Origin of the sequence: Chromobacterium sp. LK11 (genome assembly GCF_001043705.1) — a bacterium.
GTDB classification, from domain to species: Bacteria; Pseudomonadota; Gammaproteobacteria; order Burkholderiales; family Chromobacteriaceae; genus Chromobacterium; species Chromobacterium alkanivorans.
In genome coordinates, this window is sequence record NZ_LDUR01000001.1 from 128,393 (window position 1) to 144,227 (window position 15,835).

Genomic DNA, 15,835 nt, shown 5'->3' on the forward strand with positions numbered 1-15,835 from the left:
CCGGTTTCATTAGCCACAGAATGCATGGCATACATCCCCCGGAGCCGGCATGAACACCCTCGCAACCCCGCAATTGGACACCATTCCGCAACGCATCGCCTCCTTGCGCGCCGCCATGAAGAACGCCGGCGTCGACGCCTGTCTGGTGCCCTCCTCGGACCCGCATCTGTCCGAATACCTGCCGGCGCGCTGGCAGGCGCGCCAATGGCTGTCCGGCTTCACCGGCTCCATGGGCACGCTGATCGTCACCCGCGACTTCGCCGGCGTCTGGGCCGACAGCCGCTACTGGGTGCAAGCGGAAGCCGAATTGGCCGGCAGCGGCATCCAGCTGGTCAAGATCGTCAGCGCCGCCAGCGCCGACCACCTGGGCTGGATCGCCAAGACCCTGAGCGCCGGCCAGACGCTGGCGGTGGACGGCGACTCACTTGGCCTGGCCGCGGCCAAGGCGCTGCAAGGCGCGCTGGAACAGGCCGGCGCCCGGCTGCGCACCGATCTGGACCTGATAGACGCCATCGACCCGCAGCGCCCGCCGCTGCCGGAGGCGCCGGTCTACCAGCATGAGGCCGCCTTCGCGCCGCAAAGCCGCGCCGACAAACTGGCGCGCTTGCGCGCCGCCATGGCCGAGGCCGGCGCCGACTGGCACTTCCTGTCCACGCTGGACGACATCGCCTGGAGCTTCAATCTGCGCGGCAGCGACGTCAACTACAATCCGGTGTTCATCAGCCACGCGCTGCTGAGCCGGCAGCAGGCCACGCTCTTCGTCGGCGCAGGCAAGGTTTCCGCCGAGTTGCGCGCCCAACTGGCGGCCGACGGCGTCGAGGTCCAACCCTACGCCCAGGCCAAGCCGGCGCTCGCCGCGCTGCCGGCTGGCGCGAAGCTGCTGCTGGACCCGCGCCGCGTGACCCTGGGCCTGCGTCAGGCGGTCAATCCGGCCGCCAGCGTGATCGAGGCGATCAATCCCAGCACCTTGTTCAAATCCTGCAAGACCGAGGAGGAAGCCGCCCACATCCGCCGCGCGATGGAACAGGACGGCGCGGCGCTGTGCGAGTTCTTCGCCTGGTTCGAATCCCAGGTCAACCGCAGCCGCGTCACCGAGCTGACCATAGACGAGGAAATCACCGCCGCGCGCGCGCGCCGTCCCGGCTTTGTGTCCCCCAGCTTCGGCACCATCGCCGGCTTCAACGCCAACGGCGCATTGCCGCACTACCACGCCACCGAGGCCGCCCACAGCGAGATCAAGGGCGACGGCCTGCTGTTGATCGACTCCGGCGGCCAATATCTGGGCGGCACCACCGACATCACCCGCGTGGTGGCGGTCGGCGCGCCGTCCGCCGAGCAGAAGCGCGACTTCACTCTGGTGCTGAAAGGCACCATCGGCCTGTCCATGGCCCATTTCCCGCGCGGCACCCTGTCGCCGATGCTGGACGCGCTGGCGCGCGCGCCGCTGTGGCAGCACGACATCGACTTCGGCCACGGCACCGGCCACGGCGTCGGCTACTTCCTCAATGTGCACGAAGGCCCGCAGAGCATTTCCCGCGCGGTGCCGGACGCCAATATGGCGATGCAGGAAGGCATGGTCACTTCGATCGAGCCCGGCGTCTACCGTCCCGGCCGCTGGGGCGTGCGCATCGAAAACCTGGTGCTGAACGTGGCCTCGTCGCAGAATGAGTTCGGCGACTTCCTGCGCTTCGAAACCCTGACCCTGTGCCCGATCGACACCCGCTGCCTGGACTTCAACCTGCTGTCCCGCGCCGAGGTTGACTGGCTGAACCAGTACCACGCCGAAGTGCGCGCGCGGCTGCTGCCGCTGGTGGACGGCGCGGCGCGCGAATGGCTGCTGTCCAACACCGAAACCATTTAAGCCTCTTGCCGCCCGGGCGCGTCCGCGCCCGGGCCGTCTCTGCCCGATGCTAGACCGACTCAACGACCTCCGCCTCTTCCTCGACGCCGCCCAGCTGGGCAGCTTCTCCGCCGCCGGCCGCAAGCAGGGACTGTCGCCCGCCGCCGCCAGCGCCTGTATCCAGCGGCTGGAAGCCGCGCTGGACAGCCGGCTGTTTCAGCGCACCACCCGCCAGCTGCGGCTGACCGAGGCCGGCGAAATATTCCGCGACCACTGCCAGCGCGCGCTGGACACCCTGCAACAAGGCCAGGACCGGCTGCAGCGGGAGCAAAGCGAGCTCAGCGGCCTGATCCGGCTGTCGGCGCCGTCGGATCTGGGCCGCCACGCCTTGCTGGACTGTCTGGACGAATTCCGCCGCCTGCATCCGGCGGTGCATTTCGCCCTGCAATTGGACGACACCCCAGCCGATTTGATCGGCGAAGACATCGACATCGCCATCCGCTACGGCCAGCCGGCGGACAGCAGCCTGATCGCGCGCGAGCTGGCCGCCAGCCGCCGCGTGGTCTGCGCCGCGCCGGCGCTGCTGGCCCGCACCGGCACGCCGCGCCATCCGCGGCAGCTGGCCGAGCTGCCGACGCTGACCTTGGTCACCGGCGACGGGCCGATGCATGAATGGCCTTACCGCGAGCACGGCCAGCGCCGCGCGCTGCGGCTGGAGCGCGCACAGCAGAGCAACGACGGCGAGGTGATCCGCCGCTGGGCGCTGCAAGGCCAGGGCTTCGCCTACAAATCGCTGTTGGACATCGCCGACGATCTGCGCCAGGGCCGCCTGCTCACGGTGCTGGACGACTACTTCACCGACAGCGCGCCGCTGCACTTGCTCTATCCCGGCCAGCGCGGCCAGCCGCTGCGCATTCGTCGGCTGATCGATTTCCTGCGCGAGCGGCTGTCGGCGCTGCCGGCCACCGCGCTGCTGCCGGAGGCCGGCGCCCAATTGTAAGAACCTGTTTACGATCTGCTGCGCGTCGGCGATACGGCGTTGAAACCGAGCTCAAAATGCTCATGTACCATCTGTACATTCCGCTTTCTCGCTCGTTTTCGCCTTGTCTCGCCTTAGCTCGCGAGATCGTAAACAGGCTCTAAGAAAACCGCGGCGCGGCCAATGGCCGTCCCGCGGTTGTGGAACGCAACTCAAAAACTCAGTTCGCCGGCACCTTGTCCGCCTGCAAGGCGAAGCGCGCGATCTCGTCCTTGCGCATGAAGGCGACGCCGGCGTGGCTTTGCGCGTAGCGGATGAACTGCTCCAGCGCCTTGACCCGCGCCGGCGAGCCGGAAATGCGGTCGTGGGTGCTGATCGACATCATCCGCCGCCGCGAACCCGCCTCGGCGTAGAGCAGATCGAACTCGGCCTTCAGATCGGACAGATAAGCCTCGTTGCTCAAGGCCGGCGAATCGAAGCGCACGATGTCGTTGTTGCGCAAGGTATAGGGCACCACCACGAAGGGCTTGCCCTTGACCGGTACCGTGAACGGCTCGTCGCGGCTGACGTTGTCGATGTGATAGAGAAAGCCCAGCTGCTGCAGAATGCCCAGGGTATTGGGCGTGCCGCGCAGCCAGAAGGCGTTGAAGCCCACCGGACGCGTGCCGGTGGCGCGCTCTATGCTGGCGATATTGGCGCGATAGGCCGCCTCTTCCTGCGCCGGCGTCATCGGGTACTGCGGCTCCCAGGTCTGGCCGTGCGCCGCCGCCTCGTGGCCGCGCGCCACGATTTCGCGCGCCAGCTGCGGGCTGCGGTCCACCGCCTGGCCCACCATATGCGAAGTCACCTTGACCCCGGTGCGGTCCCACAGGTCCAGCAGCCGCGGAATGCCCTCCTTGACGCCGTAGTCGTACCAGCTTTGCATCGGCAAATCCGCGTACTTGGGGTCCAGCGGCGGAAACGGCCCGCTGGCGCCGCGTTCCGGCTGGGCGCCGGCCTCGAACTGCATGGAAATAGAAATCGCCAGGCGCGCGCCGTTGGGCCAGAAGGCGCCGCCGCTTGTTGAGTTTGCCGTCATCTTGCTTGCTCCGGTCGCCGCCAGCGCCGCGCCGTGCGCCAGCATCAGCGCGGTGCTGCCCGCGGCCGCGCCGGCCAGGAACTGGCGACGATTGATGGGTAGGGTATCGGACATCTCGAGTCCTCTCTCTTGGGCCAGGGCCTACAACAAGGCCCCGCCCTCCACGTCCAGCACCGCGCCGGTGATGAAGCCGTTGGCCATCGCCAGCAAATAGGCTTGCGCCAGTTCTTGCGGCTGGCCGACGCGGCCGACGGGCAGGCCCTGACCGATGCGGGCCAGCGTCGCCTGGCGCGCGGCCGAGCCGGCCTCGCCCCACAGCTCGGTGTCCACCACGCCGGGGCTGACCACGTTGACGCGACGCGGCGCCAGCTCCTTGGCCAGATTCTTGGCCGCCGCCTCCAGCGCGGCGTTGACCGTGCTTTTCAGCAGGCCGCCGCTGGAAAATTTGCGCGCCAGCAGGCCGGAGGTGAAGGTCACCGACGCCCGCTCTGTCAGATAGGGCAAGGCCTCGCGCACCGCCAGCAGGCTGCCGAACAGCTTGACGTCGAAAGTCTGCCGCAGCGCTTGCTCGCTCAGCTCGGCCAGCGCCGGCGCGCCGACCCGCGCGCCGGCGGTTAGCACCAGATGATCGATGCGGCCGATGGCGGCGAAGGCTTGGGCCAGCGCCCGGCTGTCGGTGATGTCCGCCTGGATGCCGTCCCGGTCCGCGGAAGACTGGGCTGAGCGCCCCAGCACATAGACCCGGGCGCCGGCTTCCACCGCCGCGTCCGCCACCGCTCGGCCGATGCCGGAACCGCCGCCCAGCACCGCCACAGTCTGGCCCTGGAAGGAAAAGGCCGCCGCGCTCATGGCTTCACCACGCCCAGTTGCTGCATCAGGGTCAGATTGTCTTCCAGGTGCCAGTTCTCGGCGATGCGGCCGTTCTTGACGCGGTACAGATCGAAAGCCTGGAACTCCACCGGCTGGCCCTGGCCTTGCACGTCGCCGAAGCGGCCGCTGAAATGGCCCTGGAAATGCAGGCGCAAGGCGACCCGGTCGCCGGCCAGCACCATGTCGGTGACGTCCACCTTCAAGTCCGGCACCGCGGCGCGGAACTGGCGCGAAGCCTGCAAGGGGCCGGCCACGCCCTGCTGGCGGCCGGCGGGCAAAGTGCGGTCGATGAAGTCGGGGTCCAACGCCAGTTCGGCGTAGCGCGGATCGCCGCTGTTCCAGAACGCCGCGTAGCGCAGCGCGGCCAGCTTCACCGCCGCCACGCTGCCGGCCGGGCGGTCCGCCCACACCCGCGCCGGCTGCGGCAGGTTTTCCGCCGCGCCGGCGAAGGCCGCGTTCATGGCCAGGCCGAAGCCCAGCGCCAAGGTCAAAGCTTTCATCATCGTCTCCCGATTGCGGCGCCGCCACCATGGCGACACCGGACCAGCGCATTGTGTCGCCGCCGATCGGAATTGATAATTGGCTTTGTATTTGGATGATCTGCTTGTTAAATTTGAAAATAGGCGCAAAAAAAGGCGAAGCGCCTGCGCTTCGCCTTTCTCAAACACAACCCGCAGCGGATCGTGAACTGGTTCTTAGAGCGTGTTTACGATCTCGCGAGCTAAGGCGAGACAAGGCGAAAACAAGCGAAAAAGCGGAGTGTACACACGGTACATCAGCATTTTGAGCTTGTTTTTAACGCCCCTTTCTACTCGTCCCGCCGACGCGCAGCGGATCGTAAACAGGTTCTTAGCCGCCGGTGCCTCCCACGGTCAGCCCGCCGTCTATGCGCAGCGTCGGCTGACCCACGCCCACCGGCACGCTCTGCCCTTCCTTGCCGCAGACGCCCACGCCCTGATCCAGCTCCAAATCATTGCCTATCATGCTGACGTAGTTGAGCACGTCCGGCCCGTTGCCGATCAGGGTGGCCCCCTTGACCGGATAGCTGAGCTTGCCGTTTTCGATGCGCCAGGCCTCCGACGCCGAGAACACGAACTTGCCGCTGGTGATGTCCACCTGGCCTCCGCCGAAGTTGACCGCGTACAGGCCGTCCTTGACCGAGGCGATGATTTCCTGCGGGTCATGCTGGCCTGCCAGCATATAGGTGTTGGTCATCCGCGGCATCGGGATGTGGGCGTAGGACTCGCGGCGGCCGTTGCCGGTGGCGCCCACCTGCATCAAGCGTGAATTCATCGCGTCCTGCATATAGCCCTTGAGCACGCCGTCCTCGATCAACACGGTGCGCTGGGTGGGATTGCCCTCGTCGTCTATCGCCAGCGAACCGCGGCGTTCTTCCATCACGCCATCGTCCACCACGGTGACGCCGGGCGCCGCCACCCGCTGGCCGATCCTGCCGGAGAAGGCCGAAGTGCCCTTGCGGTTGAAATCGCCTTCCAGGCCATGACCTATCGCCTCGTGCAGCAGCACGCCGGGCCAGCCCGGCCCCAGCACCACGGTCATCTGGCCGGCCGGCGCCGGCCGCGAATCCAGATTGGTCAGCGCCTGATGCACCGCCTGGCGCGCGTAGCGCTCCAGCACCTCGTCGTCGAAGTAGGCCAGATCGAAGCGGCCGCCGCCGCCGCTGGAGCCCTGCTCGCGGCGGCCGTTCTGCTCGGCGATCACCATCACCGACAGCCGCACCAGCGGCCGCACGTCGGCGGCGCGCACGCCGTCGTGGCGCGCCACGTAGACCACGTCGTATTCGCTGGCCATGCCGGCCATCACCTGGATCACCCTCGGGTCCAGCGCCCGCGCCATCCGCTCCACCTTTTCCAGCAAGGCCACCTTGGCCGCCGCCTCCAGGCTGTGACACGGGTCCAGCGCCGGATACAGCGGCTTGGGCGCGCGCGGCGCCTGGCGGCCGGCGGAGCCGTCGCCGCCCGCCTGGCCGATGGCGCGCACCGCGTCGGCGGAGCGGCTCAGCGCCTCCAGGCTGATGGCGTCGGAATAGGCGAAGGCGGTCTTGTCTCCGGCCACCGCGCGCACGCCCACGCCTTGGTCGATACTGAAGCTGCCGGACTTGACGATGCCCTCTTCCAGGCTCCAGGCCTCGCTGCGGGTGTATTGAAAATAGAGGTCGGCGTAGTCGATGGCGTGGTGGCGCATGCGCGCCAGCGTGGCCTCCAAAGCCGCCTCGTCCAGGCCGTAAGGCTTGAGCAGCAGGCTGTCTGCCGCGGAGAAAGCATCTTGCATCATGTCGGGTTCTTTCACGCGAGTACGCGGTGCGCCAGCGCCGGCAGGCGGGTGCGCACCGACTGGATCAATGTCGGGTCGATTTCGGCGAGGATCACGCCCTCGCCCTTGTCTATTTCAGCCAACACGCGTCCCCACGGATCGATGATCATCGAATGACCGTGGGTCTTGCGGCCGTTGTCGTGTTCTCCGCCCTGCGCCGAGGCCAGCACATAGCTTTGGTTCTCGATCGCGCGCGCGCGCAGCAGGGGCTCCCAATGGGCCTCGCCGGTGGTGGCGGTAAAGGCCGCCGGCAGAATCATCAGATCATAGGGCGACAACTGGCGGAACAGCTCCGGAAAGCGCAGATCGTAGCAGATGCCGAAGGCCATCTCGGCAAAACCCAGATCCGCCTTCACCGGCTGTTCGCCCGGGCGGATGGTGTTGGATTCGCAATAGCTCTCGCCCAGGCCGGAGAAGCCGAACAGATGGATCTTGTCGTAGCGGGCGCGCACCTCGCCGTCAGGGTCGAACAACAAAGTGGTGTTCAACACCCGCTGCGGCTCCGGGCTGCGCAAGGGCACGGTGCCGGCCGCCAGCCATACCCCGTTGTCGCGCGCCATCTGCGCCAGCGCGCTCTGGATGGGGCCGTCGCCGTAGGCTTCGCACACGGCAACCTTGTCGGTTTCCTGCCGTCCCATCAAGCAAAAATACTCGGGCAGGACCACCAGCCGCGCGCCCTTGCCGGCGGCTTCCGCCACCCAATGCGCGGCGCGGCGCAAATTGGCCGCCACGTCGGCGCCGGACACCATCTGCACCGCCGCCGCCAGGAATTTCTGCTTCATGGTTTTCCCCCTTTGTTCTGCTGTATCGGACCGATCGCGGTGCGCACCACCTTCGGGTCGCGCAGCGAGCCGCTCACTTCGTAATCCACCGACAGGATGCGGCCCACCGGGTCGCGCAGCACTTTCTGCGCCGCCAGCGTGGCGATGCCCACCACCGGATTGAGCAGGGCCGCGCCCGCGGCCAGCGCCACGCTCTCCGCCAGACGCGGCATCACATGCACTTTCAAGGCCTGGCTTTCCTTGCCCAGATCCAGCTCGCCGGAAATCGTCACGTCCGCGCCCGGCCCCTTCATCTCCACCTTGGGCGAAGTGAACAGACCGTTGCGGGCCTGCGCCTCGCCCTTGAGGCTGTCGAAGGCGAAGCCGTCGCTGAACACGTCGGTGAAGTCCAGGCGGATGCGGCGCGGCAGCGATTGCAGGCTGAGCGCGCCCAGCAATTTGACCACGCCCGGGTCCACCTTGGCGAAGCGTCCGTCCTTGAAGTCTAGCGCCAATTCGCCGGACACCTTGGCCAAATCCAGATCGCCCAGGCCTCCGGGCCAATTCAAGCGGCCGCTGAGCGTGCCCTGGCCGTTGCGGAAAATCTCGCCCTGGCCCAGCCGCGTCAGCAGCTTGCCGGCGTCGCCGACATTCAGTTCGAAGCGGGCGTCGACATTGCCGGCGCCGCGCGCGTCCGAGCGCACCGTGGCCTTCAGCGTGCCGTCGTTGGTCGTCAGCCGCAAGGGCGCCATCTGCCAGACGCTGCCGTCGCGGCGCGCCTCCAGTTCCAGCCGGCCCACCGAACGCCCCTGCAGCACCAGCTCGCCGACGCGCACCTTCATCTCGGGCAGCTTGCGGTTCAGCACCGAGGGCTCGCCGCCGGCCTTGGCCTCGGCCGCGCCCTCTTTCTTGTCCGCCGGCAGGCTCAAGGCCAGCCGGCTCAGATTGGCCTGCAGCAGGCCGTTGCCCTCCGGCCGGTAGCTGGCGTCGCCGCTCATCTCGTTGGAGCGCAGCTGTATGGTCCAGGCCTTGGACAGCTCGCGGTTGCCCAGCCTGGCGTTGACCTTGTGCAGGCTCAGGCCCGGCAACACCAGCTCCGGCGTTTCCAGTTCCAGCTGCAAGGCCGGCAAGGCGGACAGCGCCGCCGGCTCGCCGCCGCCGGACTGCGCTGCGCCGTCGGCCAGTTTCAGCCAGTCGTCCAGCACCACTCTGGGCTGCGCCACCCGCACCGTCAGGCCGGACGCCGCCGGCTCTCCCGGCGCGCGTCCCACGCCCAGCGCGCCGGACTGCAAGTCGCCGCGCTCGTTCAAACGCAGGCGGCCGCCCAGCATGCCGTCCAGGCCGAAGTCCAGCCGCAGGGTCTGCGCGCCGCGCATCTGCTGCGGCCGCAGCTGCAGTTGCAGCGGCAAGGCCGCGGCGGCGGTCTTGCCCAAGGGCGCCGGCAAGTCGAAAGCCGTGCCCTGCAGGTCCGAGGCCACCGTCAGGCTCTCCAGGCCCTGCTTGACGACGAACTGCGCGCGGTAGCCGGACTTGCCCGCCACCTGCTCCGCCAGCGCCGGCAGGTATTGCTTCAACACTTGGCGCGAATCGGCCTGTCCGGCCAGTTCGAAGCGCATGCGCTTGTCGGCGCCGGTGTTGGCCTTCAGCTGGAAGGGGCCGCCGAAGCCGACGAACTGCAGGCCGGGGCTGTCCACGCCGCGTTCGGTAAAGGTCAGCCGGCCGCGGGCCTTGCTCAGCGGCGGAATCGGCAGGGATTTGAAGCGCAGCGCGTTGTCGGCGAAATGCAGATCGCCGCGCACCGCCACGCCCTGTTCGCCGGCCAACGGTATCGTCAGCTTCAAGTCCAGGCTGGCGTCGCCGCCGGCCTCGATCTGGCCGGTGAAACCGTCCAGCCAACCGTCCACCGGGCTTTGCGTAGTGAAGGCCAGCATGCGCTGCAAGCGGTCGGCCGCGCGGCCCTCCACCGTCAGCACGGGCACGTCGGCGCCCAGATTGGCGATCACCGCCTTGACGCCGCTCAGCGGCACGCCCACGGTGACGGCGCGGCGCGCGTTCACTTCCATCCGTTCGTTGTGGAACAGCAATTGGGCGTCAATGTCGTCGATGCGCGGCCAGCCCGCTTGATAGCTGAGACGCGCGCGCTCCACCTCGGCCTCCACCAGGAACTCGCCGCCCTTGCCGCCGGCGAAGGGGAATTGCTCCAGATCGCCGCGCAGCTTCATCGTCGCCTGGCGCAACTGGCCGCCCTGCAAGGCTTGGCGCAACCAGCGCAAGGTGTGCTCGCCCACCTCGTGCGGCAGATACTCCGCCACCCTGGCCGCCGGCACCCCGGCAATGCTGGCGCGCAGATCGGCGACGCCGGCGCCGCTGCCCTGGTGCCGATAGCTGCCTTGCAGGCTGCCGGACAAATCGGCGTTGGAGAAGGCCACCTGGCGGAAATCCAAGGCCACCGCCTGCCCCTGCCGCTGCCAGCCCACGTCGGCGGTCAGCTTGTCGAAAGCCAGCGGCGCGACGAAGACCGAGGGATAGCTGACCTGGGACTTGCCGGTGTCCAATTGCAGGCGGCCGCCCTTTTCGTCGAAGCTGATCGCGCCGCTGACGCCGGCCACGCCGGGCAGCTCGCCGAACGGTTGCCAGGCCAGCTTTTCAAAACGGGACTTCAGCTTGAAGGCCTTGGGCGTCTCCAGCGCGCCCTTCCAGCTGACGGTCAGGTCGCGCAGCGCGCCGCTGGGCGAGAAACGCGCGAACAGCGGATTGCGGTCGGCGCCCAGCGCGTGAATGAAGGGGGTCAGATGGCCGAGATCGACATTGTCCAGCGTCAGCTGGCCGAAGCCCTGCTCGCCGTAGCGCCACTCGCCGTCGATATTGGAATTGTCGAAGGCCAGGCCGCTGGCGCTGGCCAGGGTCAGCCGGCTGGCCTTGACCTTATAGCTGCCGCTGAGCTGGCGCGTCAGTTGCAGCTCGCCCTGCAGCCGCGGCAGCACCAGTTCCTGCGAATCCGGCGGCGTGTAGGCGGCGTCGTGGACATTGACGCTGGCTTTCAAGGCGTCGACGGCGCCGTCGGAGAAGGACATCTCCACCGTGCCGCTGCCCTCGCCGCTGCGCAGCATGCCCAGTTGCTGCAGATAACGCGTCCACGAACCCACCCGCGCGCCGTCCAGCGCCACCTTGATCGAGCCGGACCACTGCTGCCAGGCGGCGATGTCGTCGCCGCGCCAGGAAGCGGTCAGATCGAAGCCCTTGCCCAGGGACGCGGCCGGCTGGCCGGACAGCTTCAGACCGTGGCCGAACAGGCCGGCGCTCAGCTTGAGTTGGCCCTGGCTCAGGTCCAGCCGCGGCAGGCCCAGCAATTCGTCCTGCCAGCTCAGCCGCGCGTCGCTGATCTCCAGGCTGGGCTGGCGCAACAGCCAGTTGCCCAGACCGCTGTCGGCGGGACCGGAACTCAGATCGAAGCCGTTCAGATAGATCACGCCCTGGCGCGAGCGCAGCAGCTCCACCGCCGGACCCTTGACCACCACGCTGGCCAGGCGCGGCTCCAAGGCCAGCAGCGAACGCCAAGACGGCTCCAGCGACACCTGGCGCAGGGTCAACGCCTTGCCGTCCTGCGGATTGGCGATGGTGACGCCGCCCAGCTCGAAGCGCGGCCCCACGGTCAGCCACTCGCCGGACAGGGCCGCCACCTGCACCGGCCGCCCCAGCGACTGGCTCAGATAGCGCTCCAGCGGCTGACGGAACTGATTCAGATTGGGCAGCACCCAGAAAGTGAACGCGCAAAACGCCGCCAGCAGCAACGTCAAGGCGACGGCGACGGCCATTCCCAACAGCGCACAGGTCCGTTTCAGGACCTTGATCACATGGATATGGGACAGAACGGAGAATAGCTTTTCCAAATGCGGCAAACCGTTACAATGTGGCCATCAAGAATTGACATGCCGTAGAGGCCTATTATGCCAGCAAACACGGCCGCTGCCATTGCCCGCAGCCGCGAGTTCTCCCACTATCTGCAACGTTTGCTGACCGCCCAGCCCGCCGAGCTGACGCGACTGGAAAACCGGCTGGGCCACCGCTTCGACGCGGCGGAGATGGCCGGCTTCGCCGACTGGGCGGCGCTGGACGACGCCGAACTGCTGGCGCCGGCGCTGCGGCGGCTGCGGCAGGCGGTGGTGGCGCGGCTGATCTGCCGCGACCTCAACGGCCTGGCGGATCTGGACGAAGTGGTGACCACCGTCAGCGCGCTGGCCGATTTCGCCGTCGAGCGGGCGCTGGCCTCCGCGCGCGCCGGCCTCGCCCATTACGGCCAGCCGATAGGCGAGGACAGCGGCGAGGTCCAGCAGCTGATCGTCATCGGCATGGGCAAGCTGGGCGGCGGCGAGCTCAACGTCAGCTCCGACATCGACCTGATTTTCATCTACCCGGAAAGCGGCGACACCGACGGCGGCGCCCACGGCGGCCGCTCGATCAGCAACCACGAATACTTCACCCAGGTGGGCAAGCGGCTGATCGCCCTGCTCAACGACGTCACCGCCGACGGCCAGGTGTTCCGCGTCGACATGCGGCTGCGGCCCTACGGCGACTCCGGCCCGCTGGCGATGAGCTTCGCCGCGCTGGAAAACTACCTGCTGAGCCAGGGCCGGGAATGGGAGCGCTACGCCTGGATCAAGGCCAGGCCGCTCAGCGGCGACGCGGCGGCGCTGGCCGACACGGCGCGCCCCTTCGTCTACCGCAAATACCTGGACTACAGCGCCTACGGCGCGATGCGCGACCTGCACGCGCAAATCCGCCGCGAAGTGGCGCGTCGCGACATGGCCGACAACATCAAGCTGGGGCCCGGCGGCATCCGCGAAGTGGAATTCATCGCCCAGGTCTTTCAACTGATACGCGGCGGCCGCGACCGCAGCCTGCAACTGCGCGGCACCCGCGAAACCTTGCGCCGGCTGGGCGAGCTGCGCCTGCTGGAACCCGCCGCCGTCGAGGAACTGATGCAGGCCTACGCCTTCCTGCGCAATCTGGAACACCGGCTGCAATACCTGGACGACCAACAGACCCAGACCCTGCCCGCCGGCGCCGACAACCGCGCCCGCATCGCCGCCGGCATGGGCTGCGCCGACTGGGACCAGTTCATGAACCGGCTCAATCAGCAGCGCCGCAAAGTCACCCGCCACTTCGAGCAAGTGTTCATCCTGCCCACCGAGGGCGCCGCCGATCATCCGCTGGCCGATCTGTGGCGCGACATCGCCGACGAACTGCCGACGGAGCGGCTGCGGCGGCTGGGCTTCGCCGAACCGGATCAAGTGGCGCGCCAGCTGCAAAGCCTGGCTCTGGGGCAGCGCTACCAGCAGATGCCGCTGAACGGCCGCAAGCAGTTCGACCAATTGATGCCGGCGCTGATCGAAGTCGCCTCCCGCTTCGACAACGCCGACGCCACGCTGTCGCGCATCATCGCGCTAATGGAGGCGATCAGCCGCCGCGCCTCCTACCTGGCGCTGCTGACCGAATACCCGCAGACCCTGCAGCGTCTGGCCTCGCTCTACTCGTCCAGCGCCTGGGTCTCCGGCTACCTGACCCGCCATCCCATCCTGCTGGACGAACTGCTGGACGCGCGCGTGCTCTACGCCACGCCGGACTGGCCGCAGCTGGCCGAGCAACTGGAGCAGTTGCTGCGTCAGGCCGACGGCGACGTGGAAGCCAAGATGGACGCGCTGCGCCACTTCCAGCACGCGCAATCCTTCCGCCTGGTGGCGCAGGACCTGGCCGGCATGTGGACGGTGGAGGCGCTGTCCGACCAGCTGTCGCTGCTGGCCGACATCGTGCTGGCCGCCACGCTGCGCCACGCCTGGCTCGACATTCCCAGCCGCCACTGCGACGCGCCGCGATTCGCCATCATCGGCTACGGCAAGCTGGGCGGCAAAGAGCTGGGCTACGCCTCGGACCTGGACCTGATCTTCCTCTACGACGACGAGCACCCGGACGCCGCCGAACTGTATTCGCGGCTGGCGCGCAAGATGTCCACCTGGCTGACCAGCGCCACCGCCGCCGGCGTGCTCTACGACATCGACCTGCGGCTGCGCCCCAACGGCGCCAGCGGCCTGCTGGTCAGTTCGGTCAACGCCTTCCGCCAATATCAGGAGCAACAGGCCTGGGTCTGGGAGCATCAGGCGCTGACCCGCGCCCGCTACGTGGCCGGCGACGCCGAAGTCGGCGTCCAGTTCGAACAGGAGCGCCACGCCATCCTCACCCGCCGGCGCGAGCTCGGCGCGCTGCGCGACGAAGTGCTGGCGATGCGCCAGCGCATGCTGGACAGCCACCCCGCCCGCGACGAAGACCCGAAAAACGCGCGCGGCGGCATCATAGACATCGAGTTCCTCGTCCAGTACCTGATCCTGGCCCACGCCCATCAACTGCCGGCGCTGACCGCCAACGCCGGCAACATCGCGCTGCTGGCCACCGCCGCCGACGCCGGCCTGATCCCCGCCGCCGACGCCGAAGCCGCGCGCAACGCCTACCGCCACTACCGCCGGCTGCAACACGCCGCCCGGCTCAATGAAAAGCAAACGGTGACGCCGGACGCGGCCTTGCTGGAGGACTACGGCCTGTGCCGATCGCTGTGGCGGCGAGTATTCGAGCAAGCGCTCAAATAAACGGTTCACAGCGTCATAAGGGCGAGATAAACTCATTGGATACGGTCGGACAAGATCCGGCCCCATCCGCAAAGCGAAAACACAATATTGGAGAACACCAAGATGTCGATGGCTGATCGTGACGGAAAAATCTGGTATGACGGCGAAATGGTTGACTGGCGCGACGCCACCACCCACGTGCTGACCCACACCCTGCACTACGGCATGGGCGTGTTCGAAGGCGTGCGCGCCTACGAAACCCCCAAGGGCCCGGCCATCTTCCGTCTGGAAGACCATACCGCGCGGCTGTTCCGCTCCGCCAAGATTCTGGGCATGGAACTGCCGTTCACCCCGGAACAGATCAGCAAAGCCCATCATGACGTGCTCCAAGCCAACGGCCTCAAATCCTGCTATTTCCGCCCGATGGCCTTCTACGGCTCCGGCAAGCTGGGCGTGGCGCCGCTGAAGAACGACGTGCGCGTGATCGTGGCCGCCTGGCCCTGGGGCGCCTACCTGGGCGACGAAGGTCTGGAAAAAGGCATCCGCGTGAAGACCTCCTCCTTCACCCGCCACCACGTCAACATCACCATGTGCAAGGCCAAGGCCAACGGCAACTACATGAACTCCATCCTGGCCAACAACGAGGCCACCGCCGACGGCTACGACGAAGCGCTGCTGCTGGACGTGGACGGTTTCGTGGCGGAAGGTTCCGGCGAAAACATCTTCATCGTCCGCAAAGGCAAACTGTACACTCCGGACCTGACCAGCGCGCTGGAAGGCATCACCCGCGACACCGTGGTGCAGATCGCCAAGGAAATGGGCCTGGAACTGATAGAAAAGCGCATCACCCGCGACGAAGTCTACAGTGCCGACGAAGCCTTCTTCACCGGCACCGCCGCCGAAGTGACCCCGATCCGCGAACTCGACAGACGTGCGATCGGCGACGGCAATCGTGGTACCATCACCGCCGAAATCCAGAAGCGCTACTTCGACATCGTCAAAGGACTGGATGCCGAACACCAGCACTGGCTGACCTACGTCAACTAAGCAAGACGAGCCGCCCGCGCGGCGGCTCCGCAAGGAATACAGAATGGCTGAACAGAAAGAAAACACGCAACGCGTGATCGAAGTCACCCAGCACGACCTGCCGCTGCATTGCCCGATGCCGGACATGGTGTCCTGGAACTCCCACCCGCGCGTGTTCCTGCCCGTGCACAAGACCGGCGAAGCGCTGTGCCCGTACTGCGGCACCCGCTACAAGCTGAACGGTCCGGCAGGCGGCCACCACTGAGCCTGGCCCCGCGCCGGCAACGCAGCTAAGGTGTGGCGCGAGCCGCACCTTTTTTGCTTGCCGGC

At 67.5% G+C, this 15,835-nt stretch carries 11 protein-coding genes; 5 read left to right on the top strand and 6 right to left on the bottom strand.

The annotated features are described in order from the left end of the window. The first annotated feature begins 73 nt into the window (after positions 1–73). Together VK98_RS00535 and VK98_RS00540 are read left to right on the top strand one after the other, a co-directional pair. A complete protein-coding gene (locus VK98_RS00535; protein WP_197082923.1) occupies positions 74–1,861 on the top strand; it encodes an aminopeptidase P family protein in 1,788 nt (595 codons plus the stop codon). 46 nt (positions 1,862–1,907) lie between these two features. Further along, positions 1,908–2,840: a LysR family transcriptional regulator gene (locus tag VK98_RS00540; protein ID WP_048412162.1), complete on the top strand. Its 933-nt coding sequence runs from the start codon at positions 1,908–1,910 to the stop codon at positions 2,838–2,840. Positions 2,841–3,039: 199 nt separating this feature from the next. On the opposite strand, the gene VK98_RS00545 is transcribed toward VK98_RS00540, so the two are convergent. From VK98_RS00545 to VK98_RS00570, 6 genes are all read right to left on the bottom strand, one after another. Continuing rightward, positions 3,040–4,011 (bottom strand): polysaccharide deacetylase family protein, encoded by a 972-nt coding sequence (locus VK98_RS00545; RefSeq protein ID WP_048412163.1) that lies wholly within the window; start codon positions 4,009–4,011, stop codon positions 3,040–3,042. Positions 4,012–4,038: 27 nt separating this feature from the next. Further along, positions 4,039–4,746: an SDR family oxidoreductase gene (locus VK98_RS00550; RefSeq protein ID WP_048412164.1), complete on the bottom strand. Its 708-nt coding sequence runs from the start codon at positions 4,744–4,746 to the stop codon at positions 4,039–4,041. Next, positions 4,743–5,267: an ester cyclase gene (locus tag VK98_RS00555; protein WP_048412165.1), complete on the bottom strand. Its 525-nt coding sequence runs from the start codon at positions 5,265–5,267 to the stop codon at positions 4,743–4,745. The genes VK98_RS00550 and VK98_RS00555 overlap by 4 nt, the downstream gene beginning before the upstream one ends. A gap of 349 nt (positions 5,268–5,616) precedes the next feature. After that, complete coding sequence (gene tldD, locus VK98_RS00560; protein WP_048412220.1) at positions 5,617–7,059, bottom strand: metalloprotease TldD; 1,443 nt, start codon at positions 7,057–7,059, stop codon at positions 5,617–5,619. A gap of 14 nt (positions 7,060–7,073) precedes the next feature. After that, a complete protein-coding gene (locus VK98_RS00565) occupies positions 7,074–7,883 on the bottom strand; it encodes a carbon-nitrogen hydrolase family protein (protein WP_048412166.1) in 810 nt (269 codons plus the stop codon). Beyond that, positions 7,880–11,752, bottom strand: a complete 3,873-nt coding sequence (locus tag VK98_RS00570) for a YhdP family protein (RefSeq protein ID WP_197082920.1) — start codon at positions 11,750–11,752, stop codon at positions 7,880–7,882. The genes VK98_RS00565 and VK98_RS00570 overlap by 4 nt, the downstream gene beginning before the upstream one ends. Positions 11,753–11,809: 57 nt before the next feature. Here VK98_RS00570 and glnE point away from each other — a divergent pair, with 57 nt between their 5' ends. The 3 genes from glnE (at position 11,810) to VK98_RS00585 (ending at position 15,770) form a co-directional block, all read left to right on the top strand. Then, complete coding sequence (gene glnE, locus VK98_RS00575; RefSeq protein WP_048412168.1) at positions 11,810–14,500, top strand: bifunctional [glutamate--ammonia ligase]-adenylyl-L-tyrosine phosphorylase/[glutamate--ammonia-ligase] adenylyltransferase; 2,691 nt, start codon at positions 11,810–11,812, stop codon at positions 14,498–14,500. Positions 14,501–14,602: 102 nt separating this feature from the next. Continuing rightward, positions 14,603–15,526, top strand: coding sequence for a branched-chain amino acid transaminase (locus VK98_RS00580; RefSeq protein ID WP_082158697.1), 924 nt, complete (start codon positions 14,603–14,605; stop codon positions 15,524–15,526). 43 nt (positions 15,527–15,569) lie between these two features. Continuing rightward, on the top strand, positions 15,570–15,770 hold the full coding sequence (locus tag VK98_RS00585; protein WP_019104039.1) for a zinc-finger domain-containing protein: 201 nt from the start codon (positions 15,570–15,572) through the stop codon (positions 15,768–15,770). The last annotated feature ends 65 nt before the right edge of the window (positions 15,771–15,835 follow it).

Coding starts and splice junctions, on each gene's coding strand:
- VK98_RS00540 (WP_048412162.1), top strand. CDS start 1,908: ATGCTAGACCGACTCAACGACCTCCGCCTCTTCCTCGACGCCGCCCAG.
- VK98_RS00545 (WP_048412163.1), bottom strand. CDS start 4,011: ATGTCCGATACCCTACCCATCAATCGTCGCCAGTTCCTGGCCGGCGCG.
- VK98_RS00550 (WP_048412164.1), bottom strand. CDS start 4,746: ATGAGCGCGGCGGCCTTTTCCTTCCAGGGCCAGACTGTGGCGGTGCTG.
- VK98_RS00555 (WP_048412165.1), bottom strand. CDS start 5,267: ATGAAAGCTTTGACCTTGGCGCTGGGCTTCGGCCTGGCCATGAACGCG.
- tldD (WP_048412220.1), bottom strand. CDS start 7,059: ATGCAAGATGCTTTCTCCGCGGCAGACAGCCTGCTGCTCAAGCCTTAC.
- VK98_RS00565 (WP_048412166.1), bottom strand. CDS start 7,883: ATGAAGCAGAAATTCCTGGCGGCGGCGGTGCAGATGGTGTCCGGCGCC.
- glnE (WP_048412168.1), top strand. CDS start 11,810: ATGCCAGCAAACACGGCCGCTGCCATTGCCCGCAGCCGCGAGTTCTCC.
- VK98_RS00580 (WP_082158697.1), top strand. CDS start 14,603: ATGTCGATGGCTGATCGTGACGGAAAAATCTGGTATGACGGCGAAATG.
- VK98_RS00585 (WP_019104039.1), top strand. CDS start 15,570: ATGGCTGAACAGAAAGAAAACACGCAACGCGTGATCGAAGTCACCCAG.